This is a genomic window from Granulicella sibirica, from assembly GCF_004115155.1.
GTDB classification, from domain to species: Bacteria; Acidobacteriota; Terriglobia; order Terriglobales; family Acidobacteriaceae; genus Edaphobacter; species Edaphobacter sibiricus.
Genome location: NZ_RDSM01000003.1, coordinates 233395 through 252370, shown reverse-complemented (window position 1 = coordinate 252370; position 18976 = coordinate 233395). Strand labels below are relative to the sequence as shown.

Here is an 18976-nt window from a genome sequence, read left to right as displayed (position 1 = left end):
GACATGCACACTTCCCATGAGGTCTCCCCAAGCCAGGAGCAGACGCCGGCCACCGCACTTCAGGCTCCGCCGTCAAAGCTTCGGAAGCGCTTCCTCGCGGGTGCCCTCGTGCTGGCTACGACGGCTGTGGGCGCGGTACTGATCGCGCAACAGAGAGTGAAGCTCCCGGGCAACGACTGGATTCAGCTCTTCAATGGAACCGATCTCACCGGCTGGACGAAGATCGGCGCAGAGAGCTGGACGGTTGAGGATGGGCTTCTCCATGGCAAGGGCCTGACCAAGGCCTACGGCTATCTCGAGACCGAGAATGACTATAAGGACTTCCAGATGTCGCTGCGCTTCAAGTGCGTCGGCGACGGCAATAGCGGCGTCTTCTTTCATACCGGTTTCAAGCCCAACTCGGTCGACACGACGCAGGGCATGCAGTTCGAGATCGACTGCAAGATGATGCATCACACTGCAGGTGTCTATGCCGAAGATGGCCGCGGCTGGGTGGTGTGGCCGTCGCCTGAGAACGAGGGCGTGGTGCGTATGGGCGAGTGGAACGACTATCTCGTCGAGGTCGTCGGCAACCACTACAAGTCACGTCTGAACGGCGTGCAGATGGTTGACTTCACTGATCCGAAGCCGAGCTCCTTTGACGGCAAGATCGCGCTGCAGCTTCATGCAGGCGGCGAGGGCAACATGCAGTTCAAGGATCTCTGGATCCGCGACCTCTCGAAGCGCTAAGCCTGTGCCTCAGGGAACTATGAAGATAGGCGTCATTGGGTCCGGATTCATGGGCGGCGTTCATGTTGCCGCAATCGAGCGCATTCAGGGCCTCACCCTTACCTCGGTCGCCTCGCGCACACGACCGTCTGCCGATGCTCCTGCGCGTGGCAACCTCAAGCATCTGAAGAGCACCCCCCTTCCCGATCACGTCCAGTGGTACGGGGATTGGCGCGAGATGCTGTCCGATGCAGAACTGGACGCGGTCGATATCTGCCTGCCGACACCCATGCATCGCCAGGTGGCGCTCCGTGCCTTCGAGCTTGGGAAGCATGTGCTTTGCGAAAAGCCGATGGCGCTCACGACCGAAGACTGCGACGTGATGATGGAAGCAGCCACGAAGAGCGGACGGACGTTCATGATCGGCCAGGTCCTACGCTTCATGTTTCCGTATCGCTATGCCTCCACGTTCGTCGAGCAGGTAGGTCGCAGCAATATCACCATATGCACCCTGAGCCGCCGAACCGGCTATCCGCAGTGGAGCGAGTGGCTCTCGCGCGAGGAGCTATGTGGCGGAGCGATCGTCGATCTCCTCAGCCATGACATCGACCAGGCGCTTGTGCTCTTTGGCATGCCGGAGTCGGTGAGTGCCGTGAGCGAGGGCGAGATCGACACGATGCGCGGGACGTTGCGCTATGCGGATGGTCTCGCCGTCACGATCGAGGGCGGATGGCTTGCGCCCGATGTTCCCTTCTCCCATGGCTTCGAGCTCGCGAGCGGTGAAACTTCCCTGAGCTTCAAGGACGACAAGCTTCAACGCACCACCGCAGGGAAAGAAGAGCAGATCGAGGTAGCGGAGGAAGACGCCTATCTCGACGAGATAGCCTACTTCGCTGACTGCTGCGCAAAGCAGGTCCCGCCGGAGCGCTGCATGCCGAGTGAGTCGGCCGAGGCGCTCAGGATCGCGAATCTTCTCAGAGCTTCGAGAGAACAGAACGGAAAGGGACTTTCATGCGCGCGATAACACCGCTCGAGCTTGGCCTCGTCTTCTGGGCCGAACAAAACAGCGCCGGTTCTCTGGGGCAGTTGAAGTCATTTGGGCTTACAGCCGGCCAGTTAGGCGTGCCACCTGAGTTCGTCTGCAAGGGCGCGGTAGAAGACTGGTCGTCCGGGCTGATCGCCGGAGACTTTGCCATGACGAGTGCCGTATGCAGCTACAAGGGCGAGGACTACGCGGACCTCGCAACGATCCACCGTTCCGTCGGCTTCACCACGCCGGAGTACAGGTCCGAGCGCATCGCAAGGACCAAGGAGGTCGCGGACTTCGGCCATGCGCTCGGCATCGGCGCTGTCTCCTGCCACTTAGGCTTTATCCCCAATGACCCCACAGAAAAACTCTACGTCGATCTGCGCGACCTCACACGCGAGATATGCGATCACTGCGCGGGGAATGGGCAGAACTTCGTGCTCGAGACCGGTCAGGAGTCAGCGGAGATCCTGCTCGCGTTTATAGCGAACGTTGAGCGCGACAATCTGAAGGTGAACTTCGACCCGGCAAACATGATCATGTATCAATCGGGCGATCCCATGGTGGCGCTCGAGATGCTGAGCCCGCATGTCATCTCGGTGCACTGCAAGGACGCGACAGCGATCAACGTGGGCGGCGGAAAGCTCGGCGCGGAGTGCAGGCTCGGCGATGGCCAGGTCGGCTTTCCAGGATTCCTCGAAACGCTGAAGAAGATCGGCTACCAGGGACTTCTGTGCATCGAGCGCGAGGAGCCAGACACCGCGCAACGGACTGCCGACGTTCACGCAGCCGTCGAGCGGCTGAAGCAGTGGAAGGCCGACGCGGGGCTGTAGGGCGGCCCCGTATCCGTTCTCAGACTAGTAAAGCAGGAAGGCCCAAAGCGCCTGCCCGGTGGCGGCAATCACGTACTGATGCCCGTCGAGCATAAACGTCTGCGGCGCGTTCGAGACGTCGCCGATGCGCGTGTGCCACAGCGGTTCCCCGCTCGCCGCATCATGCGCCACGAGGCTTCCGGAGCCATCTCCGTTGAAGACCAGGCCGCCGGCGGTTGCCAGGACTCCACCACCCATACCGCCGCCGTAGTAGCGATGCCTCCAAGCCGCCTTGCCGGTCTTATAGTCGATCGCGGTCAGGTAGCTTCCGGCCGAGCCGATCTGCGTCTCTTCATGGCCTCCGAGGCCCATCGAACCGCGTGGATCAGTATCCGTGAGATAGAAGACGGAGAACGAATCAACCTCGGGAGTGTAGAGGAGTCCGGTCTGCGGAGAAAAGGCGGGCGGCTGCCAGTTCACCGTACCGCTCGAGTTTGGTGAAGCCAGCGAACCCGAAACGGTGGCATCCTTTTCGGGATCATGCTCCGGGTTGCCGTTCTTGGTCAGGCCCTTGGCCCAGTCGGTCGTCTTACCGTACTTGCTGGTAACAAGATGCTCGCCCGTGACACGGTCCAGGGTGAAGAAGTAGCCATTGCGCGCGGCCGTCAGGACCATCTTCCGCATCTTGCCGTTGAACGTGCCATCGACGAGCACGGGGGTCTGCGCGGAGTCGTAATCGTGCATGTCGTGCGGAGAGGTCTGGTAGTACCAGGCCATCTTGCCGGTGTCGACGTTGACCGCAACGAGCGAGCACGTGAAGAGGTTATCCTTATCGGCGCCGCGTGGGGCATTGGTGTAGGCAGGCGTTGGATTGCCGGTGCCAAAGATGTACAGCTTCGTCTCGGGGTCGTAGGCTCCGGTAATCCAGGTCTGCGCTCCGCCGTGACGCGCGGCATCGAGACTCGCCCAGCTGCTCTCGCCAGGATCGCCTTTCTGCATCGGTACGGTGTAGTGCTTCCACTGCAACTCCCCCGTCTCGGGGTCGTAGGACTGGAGAAAGCCCGGCGAGTCGATATCGTTGCCGACGCCGACGAGCACATGGTTGCCGATCACGATCGGCGCGGGCGTCGAAAAATAGCCAAGATCGACGTCGGCGATCTTCTTGTGCCAGCGTTCCTTGCCGGTCTTCGCCTCGAGCGACACGAGATAGTCGTCCGGCGTCTCCATGAAGAGATAGCCGTTCCACATCCCGAAGCCGCGGTTGCCGATGTGGGTTCCGCCCTTGGTCTTCCAGAAGTAGTGCCACAACTGGTGCCCGTCACGGGCATCGAGCGCCCATGCGTTATCGGGCATCGTGACATAAAGTGTGCCGTCTATCGCGAGGATGGATCCCTTCATCGATCCGCCACGAATGACGATGTCGCCCGGGCCTTCCCCGCCAACGATCTGCGGCACCATGTTCGCGCGCCGCCCACCGCCCGGGCCGGACGGAGTTGGCTTATCTTCGCCCGGCGTCATCTGCGACATCCACCCGAGCGTCAGGTGCTTCACGGTCGTCTTGTCGACTTGTGCAAGCGCGCTGTAGCGCTGGCCTGTGTAGTCGCCGTTATAGGTCGGCCACGAGTCTTTGAGCGGCTTCAGTAACTCATCCGGCGCAACCCCGGTTCCCTGCCCCATCAGCAAAACGGGCGACAATAAAAATGCGGCTCCTAGAGACAATCTTGGAAGCAATCTCGTTCGAATCATTTCAAGGTCACCAGGTATGCCGTCACATCATGAATTTGTTTATCGGTCAGCATCGGAAGCAGATTCTTGTGCGCCTGCAGCGGATCGTCGATCGTCACCTTCGGCATGTCGCCGAGCCGTCCAAAACTTCGTACGCTGCCGTCGCTGAGCTTCAGTGTCACGAGGAAGTCGTCGACGTGGACCAACGCGCCTGTTGTAACCACACCCGATGAGGCCATAACCGTAGCCTTCGGGATCGAGGCACTGCTATTTTCACCACGAACGCCCCCCGTGAGCCACGCCTGCTGCATCGCCTTCGGTTCGGTGATCTTCGAAGCAATCCCGCTGAGGCTCATGGCGCTCGTGTGGCATTTCGCGCAGGTGGCATCAAAATAAGCGTGACCGGCAGACGCGTCGCCAGTGAGGATGTTGAGTGGCTTCGCCTGGCCCGGCGGTTTTCCCTGGCTCCCGATCTGGCCGATCACGCTGCGAATATACGCAGCAACCGCCTTCGAATCCTCAGGATTCAGGCCGATATTTGGCATGCCCATCGCCTGACGTGAGCCTTGAATGATGGGCGTGATCAGCTCGCCGTCCTGGTCGGCCAGCGTGACCTGTGAGCGCAGGAGGTTGGGTCCACCCAGATCGCCTCCACGCAGGTCTGGCCCGTGGCAGGCTTGGCAACTCACCGCGTAGAGCGCTTTCCCGTGTGCCGCCAGGGCAGGATCGATGGGTGCGCGCTTCTGGCCCCGGGCGAAACCACCGGTCGTCGGCTGCAACGGCGGAGCTTCCTGCTGCGGCTGCAGCGCGGGCTTCGGTTGTGGCGGGGCCGCGGGTGCAGGCTGCTGAGCTGATGTCCAGAACGCCGAGCCGGCCAACAACCCCGACAGGGCAGCGGCTACCCATCTCGTCTTCACGCGCATGAGCCTCCAGTGTCTTGAGATTTCAGTGTAACTGGATCGAGCCGAAGCGAAAACGGGCCATGGACCGCTATCAACCGCGGGTTCGTGCTAGAGCGCCGCCAGGACCTCTTGATACAGTCTCTTCGCGCCCTCGATCCCATCCCAGGGACCTTCCTCGTACTCCAGCGCGAAGATGCCGGTGTAGTTGTTGTTCAGCATAATCCGCACATTCCGCTGCACATCCGGCTCCTGCCAGCGATTCCAGTACTTGGCATGCACGGTGGTGTGGGCATAGGGCGCGAGATCGTTGAGTGCGTGGTACATCAGGTACTTGTGCTCCCAGTTGCAGAAGTCGGGAGACGCCTCGCAGAAGGGATTGTTCACCTCTTCAATAATGATCTTGATGTTGATCGGGTTAGCCGTCAGCCCCCAGTGGTTCTCGAGCGTTACCTTCACGCCGACCTTTCCACCGTAGTCCGCCATCTCCTTGAACGACTCGATGCAGTTCGTGAGATAGACCTCGAGGTCGGGGTTCTTCGGATAGCTTGTCGGGTCGGCAACCGGGCTCGGTGCGATGCGCCGGCCGCCGCTATTCACACGCATGGACTTCGCACCCAGCAAGGCAGCGCCGTCGAGCCATTTCTTCGCCACCTCGACACCTGCCTTCCGCTTGGCTGGATCGAGTTCGCAGATATCCCGTGGAGCGTTGTTCGAGATGTGATGACACTGCGTCCCGGTCGTCATCTGCTTGTTCGCCATCGTCTCCAGCCATTTCCTGCCTGACATGGTCGAAGGGTCGAACTCGGAGATCTCGCGCGGCTTGCCGTCATAGCCAAGGATGGTGCTCTTCACATACTGGCTGTCGTCTGTCGGGTCGCCGAAGAGACTGGACCACAGATCCATCTTTGTGACACCCGGGAAGGTCTTCTTCGTGAACTCCGGGTAGTCGAGCATGGTGATCTCGCCATACTTCTTCTTCATGTCGGCGACAGTTGCTTTATCGCCCACATTGCTGTGCGTTTTGAAGATCCAGCGGATGGGGTAGCTGTTGGATGCGATGCGTTTGACCTTCTCCTGGTCGGTCAGAGGACGCGCGGCCCCGCCATGCGTGATGGGCTCGGAAGCAATCTGCGCACCGGCGGGTGTCGTGGAGGATGCCACTAGGAGGCCCGCCGCCAGGCTCCCGCCGGCATCCCGTAGGAATTTCCGTCGGTCGAGACTGCCGCGCACTCCGTCGCCTGAGGTCATATGCACGCTCTCCGTATCCTGTTCTCATCCTGTTGTCCTGCGTTCAACAACCGGCCCGCGTTGCCTGCCTTATAGCGGAACCCCTTCCATGCCCTCCGCCGCCGGCGAGCGCACCTCACCCGACTCGCGCTCGAAGAAAGTAACAAGGAACAGCACAAGAACCACTGCTGACGTCGCCGCGGCAAAGATCCAGATTGACCGCCAGTCGTACGTCACCACTCCGTCCGCGCCCTGCTGCGCGTAGTGATCGACCACGAGACCGGAGAGCCACGAGCCAACGAACATCCCGAGGCCATACGTGATGAACGAGATAAGTCCCTGTGCCGCCGCACGAAGCGCCAACGATGCCTTGCGATCGATATAAATCTGGCCGGTGACAAAAAAGAAGTCATAGCAGATGCCGTGCAGCAGGATGCCGAGCCAGAACATCCACACACCCGGTCCCGCGTTGCCGTACGCGAATAGCAGGTACCGCAGCACCCAGGCAAACATGCCGGCCGCCAGCATGTACTTCACGCCGAGCCTGCGGAAGAACCACGGGATCAGGAGCATGCAGAAGAGCTCCGACATCTGCCCGCCGGTCATCTTGCCGGCCGCGTTCACGACTCCCGTCTTGTTGAGAAAGAGGTTCGTGAAGGCGTAGTAGAACTGCAGTGGAATGCAGATCAAGAACGAGGCGATCGCGAAGACGGCCATCGACCGCTCTTTTAGAAGAGCGATCGCCTCGCGCGGAAACAGACTGCCGATAGAGAACTTGCCGTCCCGCGCCAGAGGCGGCGTGTGCGGAAGCGACAGGCAGTAGACGCCCATCAACGCTGAAACGGCAGCAGCGATCTCAAGCGGGTGCGTCGTCGCTTCGAGTTTCATCGCGCCGATACCAAGTCCGGCGACGATCCATCCAGCCGTCCCGAGCACCCGGATCGGGCCGAACTCGATCTTGGGGTCGCTCATCAGGCGGAACGACAGCGAATTAGTCAGCGCCAGCGTCGGCATGAAGCAAAGACAGTACAGCAGAATCACCGCGTAGATGGAGGTAAAGCTCAGTTGCCGCGAGGCAAAGAACAGCAATACCGCTCCCCCGATATGCAACGTGGCAAGAACTTTTTCGGTCGAGAAGAGCTTGTCCGCGATCAGCCCCACGAAGAACGGGGCAACGATGGCACCGACAGCCGTGCTGCCCGCGATGAGGCCCACCTGCTGCCCGGTGAAGTGAAGCGTCGTCGAGAGCCAGGTGCCGACCGTGACGTACCACGCGCCCCAGATGAAGTACTCCAGAAACATCATGATGCCAAGACGAACTTTGATCTGCATGTTCATGAGCGATGTCCCATGGTGAAAGCCGTTCTAATTGGTTGACGTGCCGGGTAAAGCAAACGCAACGTACGCGCCCGGAATAGGGTCCGTGGAAGCTGCATGTCCAGGAACGTTGTGAGTGTACGTGGTTGCCTGTGCCGCTGCACAGAAGACAATGAACTGCTTCCCGCCGACCTCGTAGATCGCGGGCATCCCTTCGAGCGCGGCGGGCACCTCGGCCTCCCAAAGCACCTTCCCCGTGGATGAGTCGAGGGCCCGCACCTTGCGGTCGCGCGTCCCGGTGAAGATCAAGCCCCCGGCCGTTACGACCGGGTTGACTTTCGGGAACTGCGAGCCCGTGTCGGTGAAGCCCTTGGCCGCAAGCTCAGGAACCACTCCAAGCGGCTCCTGCCAGCGGATCGTCCCTGTGTTCAGGTCGTAGGCTGTGAGTGTCGTCCAGGGCGGCGCGATCACGGGCAGCCCGCTTCTCGCGAACATGAAGCCGAAGCCACTTTTATAGTGCGCGCTGCCCGGAGCCGCATCCGCAGGAGCAGCTTGCACCGGAGCCTCCGTGGCTGGCGCAAGATCGGGTTTCGCCAGGTACGCCAGCAGCGAATGCAGGTCCGCGTCCGACAGCTTCGCAAACGCCGGCATCGGACCCTGCCCATGCCTCACAACGCTCTCAATCCGGTCCTTGCCCAGCCTCGAATCTACATCGACCAGCGACGGAATCGCTGGTGGCTTCCCCGCGCGATCGGCTCCATGGCAGATGCTGCAGTTCGCTGCGAAGATCGAACGCCCCTGCGCCTCGGGAGACCCGGCATGCGAGACTGCCGTCGCCAGCTCAAGTTTCAGCATCGCCGGAAGATCCTTTGAGATGACGTACATGTTGCCGTTCGTCGGATCGACAGCCGCGCCGCCAAAGTTCGCGCCGCCATTATTTCCCGGCATTTCGACGGTATCGCCGAGCCCCGGCGGCGTAAACAGCCCATGATTCCTGGCAGCCTGCATCTGCTTCGTAATCTGCTCTCGCTCGTCCGCCTCGAGAAATGGACTCAGGTCGTCGGCCGTGAACGTCTGCCGTGCAAACGGCGGAGGTTTGGTCGGAAACGGCTGCGTCGGCCAGGTCTGCTCGCCCGGAACATCCGACTTCGGCTCCGGTCGCTCCTCGACAGGCCACAACGGCTTACCGGTCTCCCGATCGAAGACCCACACAAACCCCACCTTGCCGGCCTGCGCCACGACATCGACCATCTTCCCGTTATGCCGGACGGTAGCCAGCATCGGAGTCGTCCCGTTGTCGTAATCCCAGATATCGTGATGCACCATCTGGAAATACCACACCAACTTTCCCGTGCGCGCGTTCAGCGCAATCAGGCAGTCGCCAAAGAGGTTCGCGCCCGCCCGGTTGCCGCCGTAGAAGTTGTACTTGGGGCTAGCTGTCGGGATGTAGACAATCCCACGCTTCTCATCGAGCGCCATCCCGGCCCAGTCGTTCGCCCCGCCCACGGTCTTCCAGGCATCCTTCGGCCACGTCTCATAGCCAATCTCGCCCGGGTGCGGAATAGTGTGAAACGTCCACGCCAGCTTGCCGGTAATGACGTTATAGGCGCGAATGTCGCCCGGGCCAGAGTCGTACTCCTCATTCGTCGCCGACCCAAGGATCAGCAGGTCGCCAAACACGCGCCCTGGGTTGTACGACTGCACCAGCGTCAGGCTCTTCGGCGCGCGCCCCAGCCCCTCACGCACATCCACCCGCCCATTGGTCCCGAACGTCGCAATCGACTTACCCGTCCGCGCGTCGATCGCCTGCAACTCGTTGCGGACCGCAAACAGAAGCCTCCGGTCCGACCGGTCCGAACTCTCCCAATAGTTGATCCCCCGATTCGTGATCAAGGTCGTCTTCGGATCCGTCTCATGGACCCAGATCTCCTTGCCGGTCCCGGCATCGAGCGCGACGATCGTGTTGCTCTTCGCGAGCACGTACATGACCCCATCGACGACCAGCGGATTGAACGAGTACTTCCGCTCATCTCCGGTCCGGTAGGTCCAGGCAACCTGCAGCTTGCTCACGTTCGAGCGGTCGACCTCCTTCAGTGCCGAATACTGCGACCCATCCGCCGACCCGCCATACTCCCGCCAAGTCGTATGCGCAGAGGCCGTCTGCGCGAAGGCCGAATCGCCGCTTAGGGCACAGGCGACAAGCGCCAGCGCGGCAGGCAAAACCCTGCGCAAAGGCAAGCGGTTCCCGGAAACGGGCTGCGACGGCGTTCCGTCAGGCATGGGGCAGCATCTCCATAGATTTCGGATGTCTCGATACTGTGCTTGAGTCTCTCGTAGCACTATCTCACGTCGTTCTCCAATGCAGGGAGCCCGGCATATCCCGCTCACCCCGACCATCCAGTAACTCCGTGCCCGCCGAATCGCTATAATGGAGGTTGCGCCCGAGGCGCCTCTCAGCGTGGCCACTCCACTGCTGAGCAATCAGCCACCCCTCGGAGCGGCGCGCCCGCGATGCCAAATCGCCCGGCGGAAAGCGACCTCGGGGAGACATGACCACAGCCAGCCAACATCCTCTGCAGAAGATTCTCGCCAACCGGATCGCCATCATCGACGGCGCGATGGGCACCACCATCCGCACCTACGGCATGAAGGAAGCGGACATCCGCGGAGAACGGTTCAAGGACTCCACCAAGGATCTGCTGAATAACGGCGACCTCTTCTCGCTCACGCAGCCGAAGATGATCACCGACATCCATCGCCGCTTCCTCGAGGCCGGCGCGGACATCATCGAGACCAACACCTTCGGCGCGACCACCATCACGCAGAGCGAGTTCTTCGTCGAAGACCCCCGCGAGCACGGCGGCCGTAAGGACCCGGCCTTCTACCAGGCGATCATCGAAGACAAGTTCCTCCAGCAGCTCGCCTGGGACATCAACGAGACCTCCGCCCGCCAGTGCCGCGCGGAGGCCGACCGCGTCGCCAACCTGACCGGCCGCCAGCGCTTCGTCGCCGGTGCCATCGGCCCGCTGACCGTATCCCTCTCGAACTCCCCCGACGCCGACGACGCAGGCTTCCGCGTTGTCACCTTCGACCAAGTCCGCATCGCCTACATGGAGCAGATCCGCGCCCTCATCGCCGGCGGCTCCGACCTCCTGCTCGTCGAGACCATCTTCGACTCGCTCAACGCGAAGGCCGCCCTCGTCGCCATCCGTGACGTCTTCGACGAAGACAGCACCGAGCTTCCCGTCATGATCTCGGCAGCCGTAGGCCGTGGCGGCGAGACGCTCATCTCCGCCCAGACCACCGAAGCCTTTTGGAACGCCGTCAAGCACGTCAAGCCACTCTCCGTCGGCCTCAACTGCTCGCTCGGTCCGGACCTCATGTACCCCTTCCTCGAAGAGCTCTCGGCCAAGGCTGACGTCGCCATCTCCTGCTACCCAAACGCCGGCTTGCCCAACCCGCTCTCCGAGACCGGCTTCGACCTCGGCCCGCCCGACATGGCCCGCTACCTCGGCGACTTCGCCAAGGGCGGCCTCATCAACATCGCCGGAGGATGCTGCGGCAACACGCCCGAGCACATCGCCGCGATCGCCAAGGCTCTGGAAGGCAAGGCTCCGCGCGTGCTCGGACCGAACGGGACACAGGTCGGGGTAGCAGCTTGAGCGTCGTAGAAACGAAGCCTCTCCGCCTCTCCGGCTCCCAGCCCTTCACCCAGCAGCCCGGCGTGTACATCATGATCGGCGAGCGCACCAACGTCGCCGGATCGCCGAAGTTCGCCAGGCTGGTCAAAGAAGGCAAGTACGAAGACGCCGTCAGCGTAGCCCGCCAGCAGGTCGAAAACGGCGCCAACATCATTGACATCTGCATGGACGAGGGCATGATCGACGGCGTCGCCGCCATGTCCCGCTACCTGCAACTCCTCGCCAGCGAGCCCGAGGTCGCCAAGGTCCCCTTCATGGTGGACTCCTCGAAGTGGGAGGTGATCGAGGCCGGTCTCAAATGCCTGCAGGGCAAGGGCATCGTCAACTCCATCTCGCTCAAGGAAGGCGAAGACAAGTTCCGGCTGAACGCCCGCAAGGTCCTCAAGTACGGCGCCGCCGTCGTTGTCATGGCCTTCGACGAGCAGGGCCAGGCCGCCACCTTCGAAGAGAAGATCCGCATCTGCGAGCGCGCCTACCGGATCCTCGTCGACGAGGTCGGCTTCCCTCCCGAAGACATCATCTTCGACCCCAACATCCTCACCGTCGCCACCGGCATGGAGGAGCACAACAACTACGCCGTCGACTTCATCAATGCGACGCGCTGGATCAAGCAGAACCTCCCCCACGCCAAGGTCAGCGGCGGCGTCTCGAACATCTCGTTCAGCTTTCGCGGCAACAACAAGGTCCGCGAGGCCATGCACTCCGCGTTCCTCTACCACGCGATCGCCGCCGGCATGGACATGGGCATCGTCAACGCCGGCATGCTCGAGCTTTACGAGGAGATCGAGCCCGAACTTAAAGTGCTAGTTGAAGACGTCCTCCTCAACCGCCGCCCCGACTCGACCGAACGCCTCGTCGAACTCGGCGAGAAGCTCAAGAACGTGGGCGTCGTCGTCACCGAGAAGCAGGCCGAAGAGTGGCGGCACGGCACGGTCGAAGAGCGCCTCTCGCACGCCCTCGTCCGCGGCGTCGACGCCTACATCGAAATCGACACCGAAGAGGCCCGCGTCAAACTCGGCCGTCCCCTTCTCGTCATCGAAGGCCCGCTGATGGCCGGCATGAGCGTCGTCGGCGACCTCTTCGGCGCTGGCAAGATGTTCCTCCCGCAGGTGGTCAAATCCGCCCGCGTGATGAAGAAGGCCGTCGCCCACCTCACGCCCTACATGGAAGCCGAGAAGGCCGCCCTCGAAGCCGCCGGTGAGATCGTCAAGGCGCAGGGCAAGATCATCCTCGCCACCGTCAAAGGCGACGTCCACGACATCGGCAAGAACATCGTCGGCGTCGTACTCTCCTGCAACAACTACGACGTGATCGACCTCGGCGTCATGGTCTCGTCGGAAAAAATTCTCGCCCGAGCCCGCGAAGAAAAGGCCGACATGATCGGCCTCAGCGGCCTGATCACGCCCTCGCTCGACGAGATGGTCCACGTCGCCAAGGAGATGGAGCGCCAGGGCTTCAAGCTTCCGCTGCTGATCGGCGGAGCCACCACGAGCCGCGCCCACACCGCCATCAAGATCGCCCCGCACTACAGCGAACCCGTCATCCACATCCTCGACGCAAGCCGCGCCGTTCCGGTCACCACAAGCCTCCTCAGCGAAGACGGCCGCGAAGAGTTCGTCGGGCAGTATCACGCCGAGTACGAAGCCCTGCGCAAGGCCCACCTCGCCCCGCGCATGAAGGCCATCCCCATCGAGACGGCACGCGCCCGCCGCACACCCATCGAGTGGACCGCGGACGACATCCCCACACCCGCCTTCACCGGTGTCCGCGTACTAGACGACTTCCCTCTCGCCACCCTCCGCGACTACATCGACTGGAGCCCCTTCTTCCACACCTGGGGCCTCAAAGGCATCTTCCCGCGCATCCTCGACGACGAGCGCCAGGGCGCAGAGGCCACCAAGGTCTACAACGACGGCCAGAAGCTTCTCGAGCACATCATCGAGCAGAAGCTGCTCACCGCACGCGCGGTCTACGGCTTCTTTCCCGCTTCAGCAGTCGGCGACGACATCGAGCTCTACACCGCCGACTCACGCAGCGAAGTTCTCAACCGCTTCCACTTCCTGCGCCAGCAGGTAAACCGCGAGGGCAGCGAGCCATGCCGTTCGCTCGCCGACTTCGTCGCTCCGAAGGAAACCGGCCTGCCTGATCACATCGGCTGCTTCGCCGTCACCACCGGCATCGGGATGAAGGAACTCAGCGATCGCTATCGCGCCGAGAACGACGACTACAACGCCATCATGGCCGAAGCGATCGCCGACCGTCTCGCCGAAGCCTTCGCCGAGTGCCTCCATAAGCTCGTCCGCGATGAATGGGGTTACGGCCTCGACGAGAACCTTGCTCCAGGCGATCTCATCCAGGAAAAATATCGCGGCATCCGCCCCGCACCCGGCTATCCCGGATGCCCCGATCACACCGAAAAGGGCACTATCTGGAAGCTACTCGACGTCGAGGCGAACGCCGGCATCCAGATCACCGAATCCTTCGCCATGTGGCCCGGTTCAAGCATCAGCGGAATCTACTTTGCCCATCCGAATTCGCGCTACTTCTCGCTCGGCAAGATCGCCCTGGACCAGGTCGAAGACTACTGTGAGCGCAAGGGAATGAGCTTGGTAGAGGCCGAACGATGGCTCGGCCCCAACCTGAACTACGATCCAGCCGAAGTCGGCTAACCAAACGCCGTTACTTCGCGCTCGGGGAGTCGTCCGCCTTCAGATCGCCAAGCGCATACTGGATTCCGGCCAGCACGTGCTCCATCATCGGTGTGTTGGCATAGATATGCTCACTATGCCCAAGCACCTCGACGAACACTCGGCCCTTGCCCTCATGCCGGATCCAGCTCAGCGCATAGTCGCCGTCGGTGCGCTTGAACTTCTCCTTCGCCTTATCCTCATCGCTCATCTTCGAGTAGTCGATGCTCGTCAGCACATGCACTCGCTTGCGTGAGAACGAGTCCTGCACCATGGTGTAGGTCTCATCGTGAATCTGAAACTCCTGACCATGGAACATCGCCGTCAGCGGGCTCTTCGGATCGTCGATCTTCACCGTCAGCGCCTGCGGATACACCCAGTGAAACTTGAAGTAGCCACCAATCATGGTGTTGAACTCAGGCCACGTCCCCGTCGGCGCCGAGTCTTCCGATCGGGACGAGGTATGGTACGTATCGACAGCAGCGTGAATACCGACCAGCCCCTTGCCACCACGCACGAAATCCATCAGAGCCTTGCGCCGCGCTTCGGTAGCCGCGGCGTCGTTCGCATCATCAAGAAAAGCAAGCGTGGTGCTGTCGAGGAAGATCGCGTCATATTGCGCCAGGTTCGCCGCCGTAATGTCGGCAGAGTCGTAGCTGATCGTGGTCGCATACGCTCCGGTCTTCTCGCCCATGGCCTTCACGGTCTCGGCCGCCAGTGGAATCGAGGAATGGACAAACCCCGCCGCCTTGCACAGCACCAGAACCTTGCGCGGCTGCTTCGGGGTCGCCGGAGCCTTGGTCGGAATCGCGTCTTCCATTGCGACCATGTCCTCGCGATAAGCCTTCTGGATCTGCACGCCGTCCTTGATGCTCTGCGGCCGGTTGCCGTTATACGGTTCCGGAGCAGGACGCGCCGGCGGAGTCGCAGCGGGCGTCTGCGCCAGGCTGGGCATTGCGATCAGGCAGACAGCAGCCATCGAGGCAGCAGCAAAACGTGCACATTTTCCTTCGAACATTCGCATGAAGCTCCATCCAACATCGGGTTTCCCAGCTATAAACCGCAAGAGATCATAAAGAAGACCAACGGTAGCGGTCCGACCTGTCACTGTCAAGTATCCGCGGCGAACATCGCACCGGGTCCCAACGAACCCCGCCTCTCCCGCGCGAAGCCGCGAAACAGGACTCACCCATTCTGAAAAAATGGCCAAATGTAAGCGATTGCAACACTTAGAACATTGCCCTTGACATCGGCAACCCTCAACGCCTAGAAGAACATACGCCTCACAGATCACTCTTTTACGGAACGCGAACTTTGGACCGACCAGCAGCCTCGTCCACCGCGTTGAGCTTTCCGCTTTCGTAAACGTTCTCTCTGAAGCGCTTGTTTTTCACATCGGCAAACACGCCGGCGCACGAGCCACCCAAGCGGCTCGCCAGCCGGCAAGCGTTTGTCGAACGACCATCATCCGGCTTCTGAAGACCACGAAACCCTTCTCCTGGTTCCACCACGATCGGAGTTCGATTATGTCTGCCATCTCGCGTCGAAGCATGCTTCAGGGAGCCCTCGCCGGTGCGGCGCTCGCGTCCGCCTCGCCCACCACCTGGGCGCAGGATAAGCCTGCCGACTCCACCACGCCCATGCCGCGCAAAGGACGCATCAAGCAGTCCGTCTGCCGTTGGGAGTACCCCAAGATGACCGTCGACGAACTCTGCGCCTACGCCGCCTCGATCGGCCTCAAGGGCGTCGATCTCCTCCAGCCCACTGAGTGGGAGATCCCCCACAAATACGGCATCATCTGCACCATGGGCTACGCCGAGGGCGGAAGCATCAAGGACGGCCTCAACCGCGTCGAAAATCACGACAAGATCGTCGCAGGCCTCAGCAAGAATATCCCCATCGCCGCCAAGATGGGCGTCCCCAACGTCATCACCTTCTCCGGCAACCGCATGGGAATGTCGGACGAAGAGGGCGCGAAGAACACCGTCATCGGCCTCAACCGCCTCAAGAAGGTCGCCGAGGACAACAAGGTCGTTCTCGTCCTCGAACTCCTCAACAGCAAGGTCAACCACAAGGACTACATGGCCGACCACACCGCGTGGGGTGTCGAGGTCATGAAGCAAGTAGGATCCCCGAACATCAAGCTGCTCTACGACATCTACCATATGCAAATCATGGAAGGTGACCTCATCGCCACCATCCAGGCCAACATCGACTACATCGGCCACTTCCACACTGGCGGCGTCCCTGGCCGGCATGACCTCGACGGAACCCAGGAAGTCCAGTGGGATGGCGTCATGCGCGGCATCGCAGCCACGAACTACCAGGGCTACGTCGCTCACGAATACTCCCCCAAGGGTGATCCCAAAGCCTCGCTCCTGCAGGCAGCCAATCTCTGCGATGTCTAGACCCGCGCCACACACCACCCGAAGAGGTGAAGGAGACAGGATGGGATCTTCAAAATGGTCGAGTCGACCTATAGGCTTCGCCCTTGCGGCCTCTGCTCTCACGCTTGTGGCAGCGACCGTCACAAACGGTCAGGGCAGGCAGACACAAGCGATCGACCCCACCGCGGTCACTCGTGGCGCAACCATCTTCTCCTCGTCCTGCGCCTCGTGCCACGGCAAGGTGGGCCGCGGCACCGACACCGCGCCCGACCTCATCCGCTCAGCCCTCGTCCTCCACGACCGCATGAACGCCCTGCACGGCTCCGAGCTCGGCCCCTATCTCTCGACCGGCCCAACGCACCACTTCACGTTCGACAAGGACCAGCTCACCGAGCTTTCGGCGTACCTCGTCACGAATGTGAACAAGACCCTGCGCAGCGGTTACTCGAACGAGCCGACCAACCTGCTCAGTGGCGACAAGAAGGCCGGCGAAGCCTTCTTCCAGGCATCCTGCGCCACGTGCCACTCCACCACGGGCGACCTCGCCGGGGTCGGCAAGCGCTACGACCCTGCCACGCTGCAGCAGAAGTTCATCTTCCCGAATAGCGGCCCACGCGGCGCCCGCACTGCCCCACGTGTCAAGAAGATGCAGGTCACCGTCACCCTTCCCGACGGCAAGTCCTTCAGCGGCGAGCTCGGCCGCATCGACGACTTCAACGTCTCTCTGCGCGACAAGGATGGCGTCACCCAGACCTTCTCGCGCGGCAAGGGCGTCATCGTCAAGACGATCGATCCCTACCAGGGCCATGTCGATCTCCTCGACCACTACACCGACGACGACATCCACAACATGACCACCTACCTGGAGACCTTGAAATGATCGGTACCAAGATCCTCGCGACCCTCATCGCGTGTGCCTCCCTCTCCGGGGCTCTCTCGGCGCAGACTCCCCTCGATCCCGCCAAGCTTCTCCAGCAGCCCACCGACACCTGGCCGACTTACAACGGCGACTACTCCGGCCGCCGCTTCAGCCCGCTCACCAAGATCAACAAGAACACCGTCAACTCCCTCGCTCCTGCCTGGATGTATCGCGTCGAAGGCTCGACCGGACAGATGGGCCGTTTGCGGCTCTCGGCCACGCCGATCCAGGTCAATGGCGTCCTCTACTTCACCGTGCCCAACCGCGCCTGGGCCGTCGACGCCCGTACCGGCACGGAGATCTGGGTCTACGACTGGGAGAGCAAGGGCGGCTCGGCCCTTGGCAACCGCGGCGCCGGCATCTCCGGCAGCACGCTCTACTTCGCGACCACCGACTGCAATCTCGTAGCGATCGACATCACCACCGGCAAGGAGAAGTGGCACAGCAGCATTGGCAACATGGACTTCCTCAACTTCGGCACCGGCGCTCCCGTCGTCGTGCGGAACCACGTGCTCATCGGCATCGGCGGCGACGACCTCGACGTCCCCGGCTACCTTGAATCGCACGACGCCACCACCGGCAAGCTCGAGTGGCGCTGGTACGCCTATCCCGAACCCGGCACGCCCGAAGCCGCCACCTGGCCCAACACCGAGGCCATGATGCATGGCGGCGGAAGCACCTGGATCCCGGGCACCTACGACCCCGAGCAGAACCTCTACATCCTCGGCACCGGCAACGTGCAGCCCGTCATCAACGGCAAGGGCCGCCTCGGCAATAACCTCTATGCCTCCACCATCGTCGCGCTAAACCCCGACACCGGCAAGCTAGTCTGGTACTTCCAACCCAACCCGCACGACACCCACGACTGGGACGCCGTCGAAACCCCCGTCCTCTTCGACGCCGTCTTCAAGGGCCAGAAGCGCAAGCTCGTCGCCCAGGCCAGCCGCAACGGATGGTTCTTCGTCCTCGACCGCACCAACGGCAAAGCTCTCGTGAGCGCACCCTTCGCCAAGCAGAACTGGACCTCCGGCGTCGACGCCAAGGGCCAGCCCATCCCGTCGCCCGCCAAGATGGGCCAGGTCAACGGTGCCCTCGTCGCGCCCAACCAGGGCGGCGCAGCCAACTGGTTCCCGCCAAGCTTCGACCCCCAGACCGGCCTCTTTTACGTCGAAGCCGAGGACGCCTACAGCGTCTACTACCTCTTCGACGATAGCGAGAAGCCCGAAGGCTGGGCCGGCAACGATCGCGGCGGATGGGCCAAATCCGCCCTCCGCGCCATCGACTACCAGACCGGCAAGATCAAGTGGGCGCACGACTGGGCCACCACCGGCGCACGCTCCGGCATCCTCACCACCGCCGGAGGCCTCCTCTTTGTCGGCGATCCAAGCACGAACCTCGTCGCCTTCGACGCCGCCAATGGAGACATCGTCTGGCACGCCGGTCTCCAGGCGTCCGTCAACAACGGCCCCATCACCTACGAACTCGATGGCAAGCAGTATCTCCTTGCGGCGGCGGGAGATACCCTCTACGCCTTCGTCCTGCGTTGAGCTGGTAGTACCATTAA

Annotated in this window: 14 protein-coding genes; 8 read left to right on the top strand and 6 right to left on the bottom strand. The window is 62.0% G+C overall.

The window, feature by feature from the left end:
* Positions 1-3 precede the first annotated feature (3 nt).
* From GRAN_RS17870 to GRAN_RS17860, 3 genes are read left to right on the top strand one after another with little or no spacing between them, the layout of a single operon-like run.
* Entirely contained in the window at positions 4-729 is a 726-nt protein-coding gene (locus GRAN_RS17870) for a 3-keto-disaccharide hydrolase (RefSeq protein ID WP_128914416.1), read from the top strand.
* Between the two features lie 19 nt (positions 730-748).
* On the top strand, positions 749-1732 hold the full coding sequence (locus GRAN_RS17865; protein WP_161571027.1) for a Gfo/Idh/MocA family protein: 984 nt from the start codon (positions 749-751) through the stop codon (positions 1730-1732).
* Positions 1720-2568 carry a sugar phosphate isomerase/epimerase family protein gene (locus GRAN_RS17860; RefSeq protein ID WP_128914414.1) on the top strand — a complete coding sequence of 283 codons (849 nt, stop codon included), beginning with the start codon at positions 1720-1722 and terminating at the stop codon, positions 2566-2568. Before GRAN_RS17865 ends, GRAN_RS17860 begins: the two co-directional genes overlap by 13 nt.
* Positions 2569-2592: 24 nt before the next feature.
* Here GRAN_RS17860 and GRAN_RS17855 read toward each other — a convergent pair whose 3' ends face one another.
* The 5 genes from GRAN_RS17855 to GRAN_RS17835 all read right to left on the bottom strand — a co-directional run bounded on the left by GRAN_RS17855 (position 2593) and on the right by GRAN_RS17835 (position 9998).
* Positions 2593-4242 carry an acido-empty-quinoprotein group A gene (locus GRAN_RS17855; protein ID WP_241654918.1) on the bottom strand — a complete coding sequence of 550 codons (1650 nt, stop codon included), beginning with the start codon at positions 4240-4242 and terminating at the stop codon, positions 2593-2595.
* Between the two features lie 47 nt (positions 4243-4289).
* Positions 4290-5189 carry a c-type cytochrome gene (locus GRAN_RS17850; protein ID WP_206662804.1) on the bottom strand — a complete coding sequence of 300 codons (900 nt, stop codon included), beginning with the start codon at positions 5187-5189 and terminating at the stop codon, positions 4290-4292.
* 93 nt (positions 5190-5282) lie between these two features.
* A complete protein-coding gene (locus tag GRAN_RS17845; RefSeq protein WP_128914411.1) occupies positions 5283-6422 on the bottom strand; it encodes a sugar phosphate isomerase/epimerase family protein in 1140 nt (379 codons plus the stop codon).
* 69 nt (positions 6423-6491) lie between these two features.
* Positions 6492-7739: a nucleoside permease gene (locus GRAN_RS17840; protein WP_128914410.1), complete on the bottom strand. Its 1248-nt coding sequence runs from the start codon at positions 7737-7739 to the stop codon at positions 6492-6494.
* A gap of 27 nt (positions 7740-7766) precedes the next feature.
* Positions 7767-9998 (bottom strand): outer membrane protein assembly factor BamB family protein, encoded by a 2232-nt coding sequence (locus GRAN_RS17835; RefSeq protein ID WP_128914409.1) that lies wholly within the window; start codon positions 9996-9998, stop codon positions 7767-7769.
* A 269-nt stretch (positions 9999-10267) separates the two neighbouring features.
* Between GRAN_RS17835 and GRAN_RS17830 the strand changes: the two genes are divergently transcribed.
* Entirely contained in the window at positions 10268-11380 is a 1113-nt protein-coding gene (locus GRAN_RS17830; protein ID WP_128914408.1) for a homocysteine S-methyltransferase family protein, read from the top strand.
* Positions 11377-14088 carry a methionine synthase gene (gene metH / locus GRAN_RS17825; protein WP_128914407.1) on the top strand — a complete coding sequence of 904 codons (2712 nt, stop codon included), beginning with the start codon at positions 11377-11379 and terminating at the stop codon, positions 14086-14088. The genes GRAN_RS17830 and metH overlap by 4 nt, the downstream gene beginning before the upstream one ends.
* Positions 14089-14098: 10 nt before the next feature.
* On the opposite strand, the gene GRAN_RS17820 is transcribed toward metH, so the two are convergent.
* Positions 14099-15124: a ThuA domain-containing protein gene (locus tag GRAN_RS17820; protein ID WP_128914406.1), complete on the bottom strand. Its 1026-nt coding sequence runs from the start codon at positions 15122-15124 to the stop codon at positions 14099-14101.
* 508 nt (positions 15125-15632) lie between these two features.
* Between GRAN_RS17820 and GRAN_RS17815 the strand changes: the two genes are divergently transcribed.
* The 3 genes from GRAN_RS17815 to GRAN_RS17805 are packed head-to-tail and all read left to right on the top strand — an operon-like array spanning position 15633 to position 18959.
* A complete protein-coding gene (locus tag GRAN_RS17815; RefSeq protein ID WP_128914405.1) occupies positions 15633-16514 on the top strand; it encodes a hydroxypyruvate isomerase family protein in 882 nt (293 codons plus the stop codon).
* A gap of 40 nt (positions 16515-16554) precedes the next feature.
* Positions 16555-17373, top strand: coding sequence for a c-type cytochrome (locus GRAN_RS17810; protein ID WP_161571026.1), 819 nt, complete (start codon positions 16555-16557; stop codon positions 17371-17373).
* Positions 17370-18959 carry an acido-empty-quinoprotein group A gene (locus GRAN_RS17805; RefSeq protein ID WP_128914403.1) on the top strand — a complete coding sequence of 530 codons (1590 nt, stop codon included), beginning with the start codon at positions 17370-17372 and terminating at the stop codon, positions 18957-18959. Before GRAN_RS17810 ends, GRAN_RS17805 begins: the two co-directional genes overlap by 4 nt.
* Positions 18960-18976: the final 17 nt, after the last annotated feature.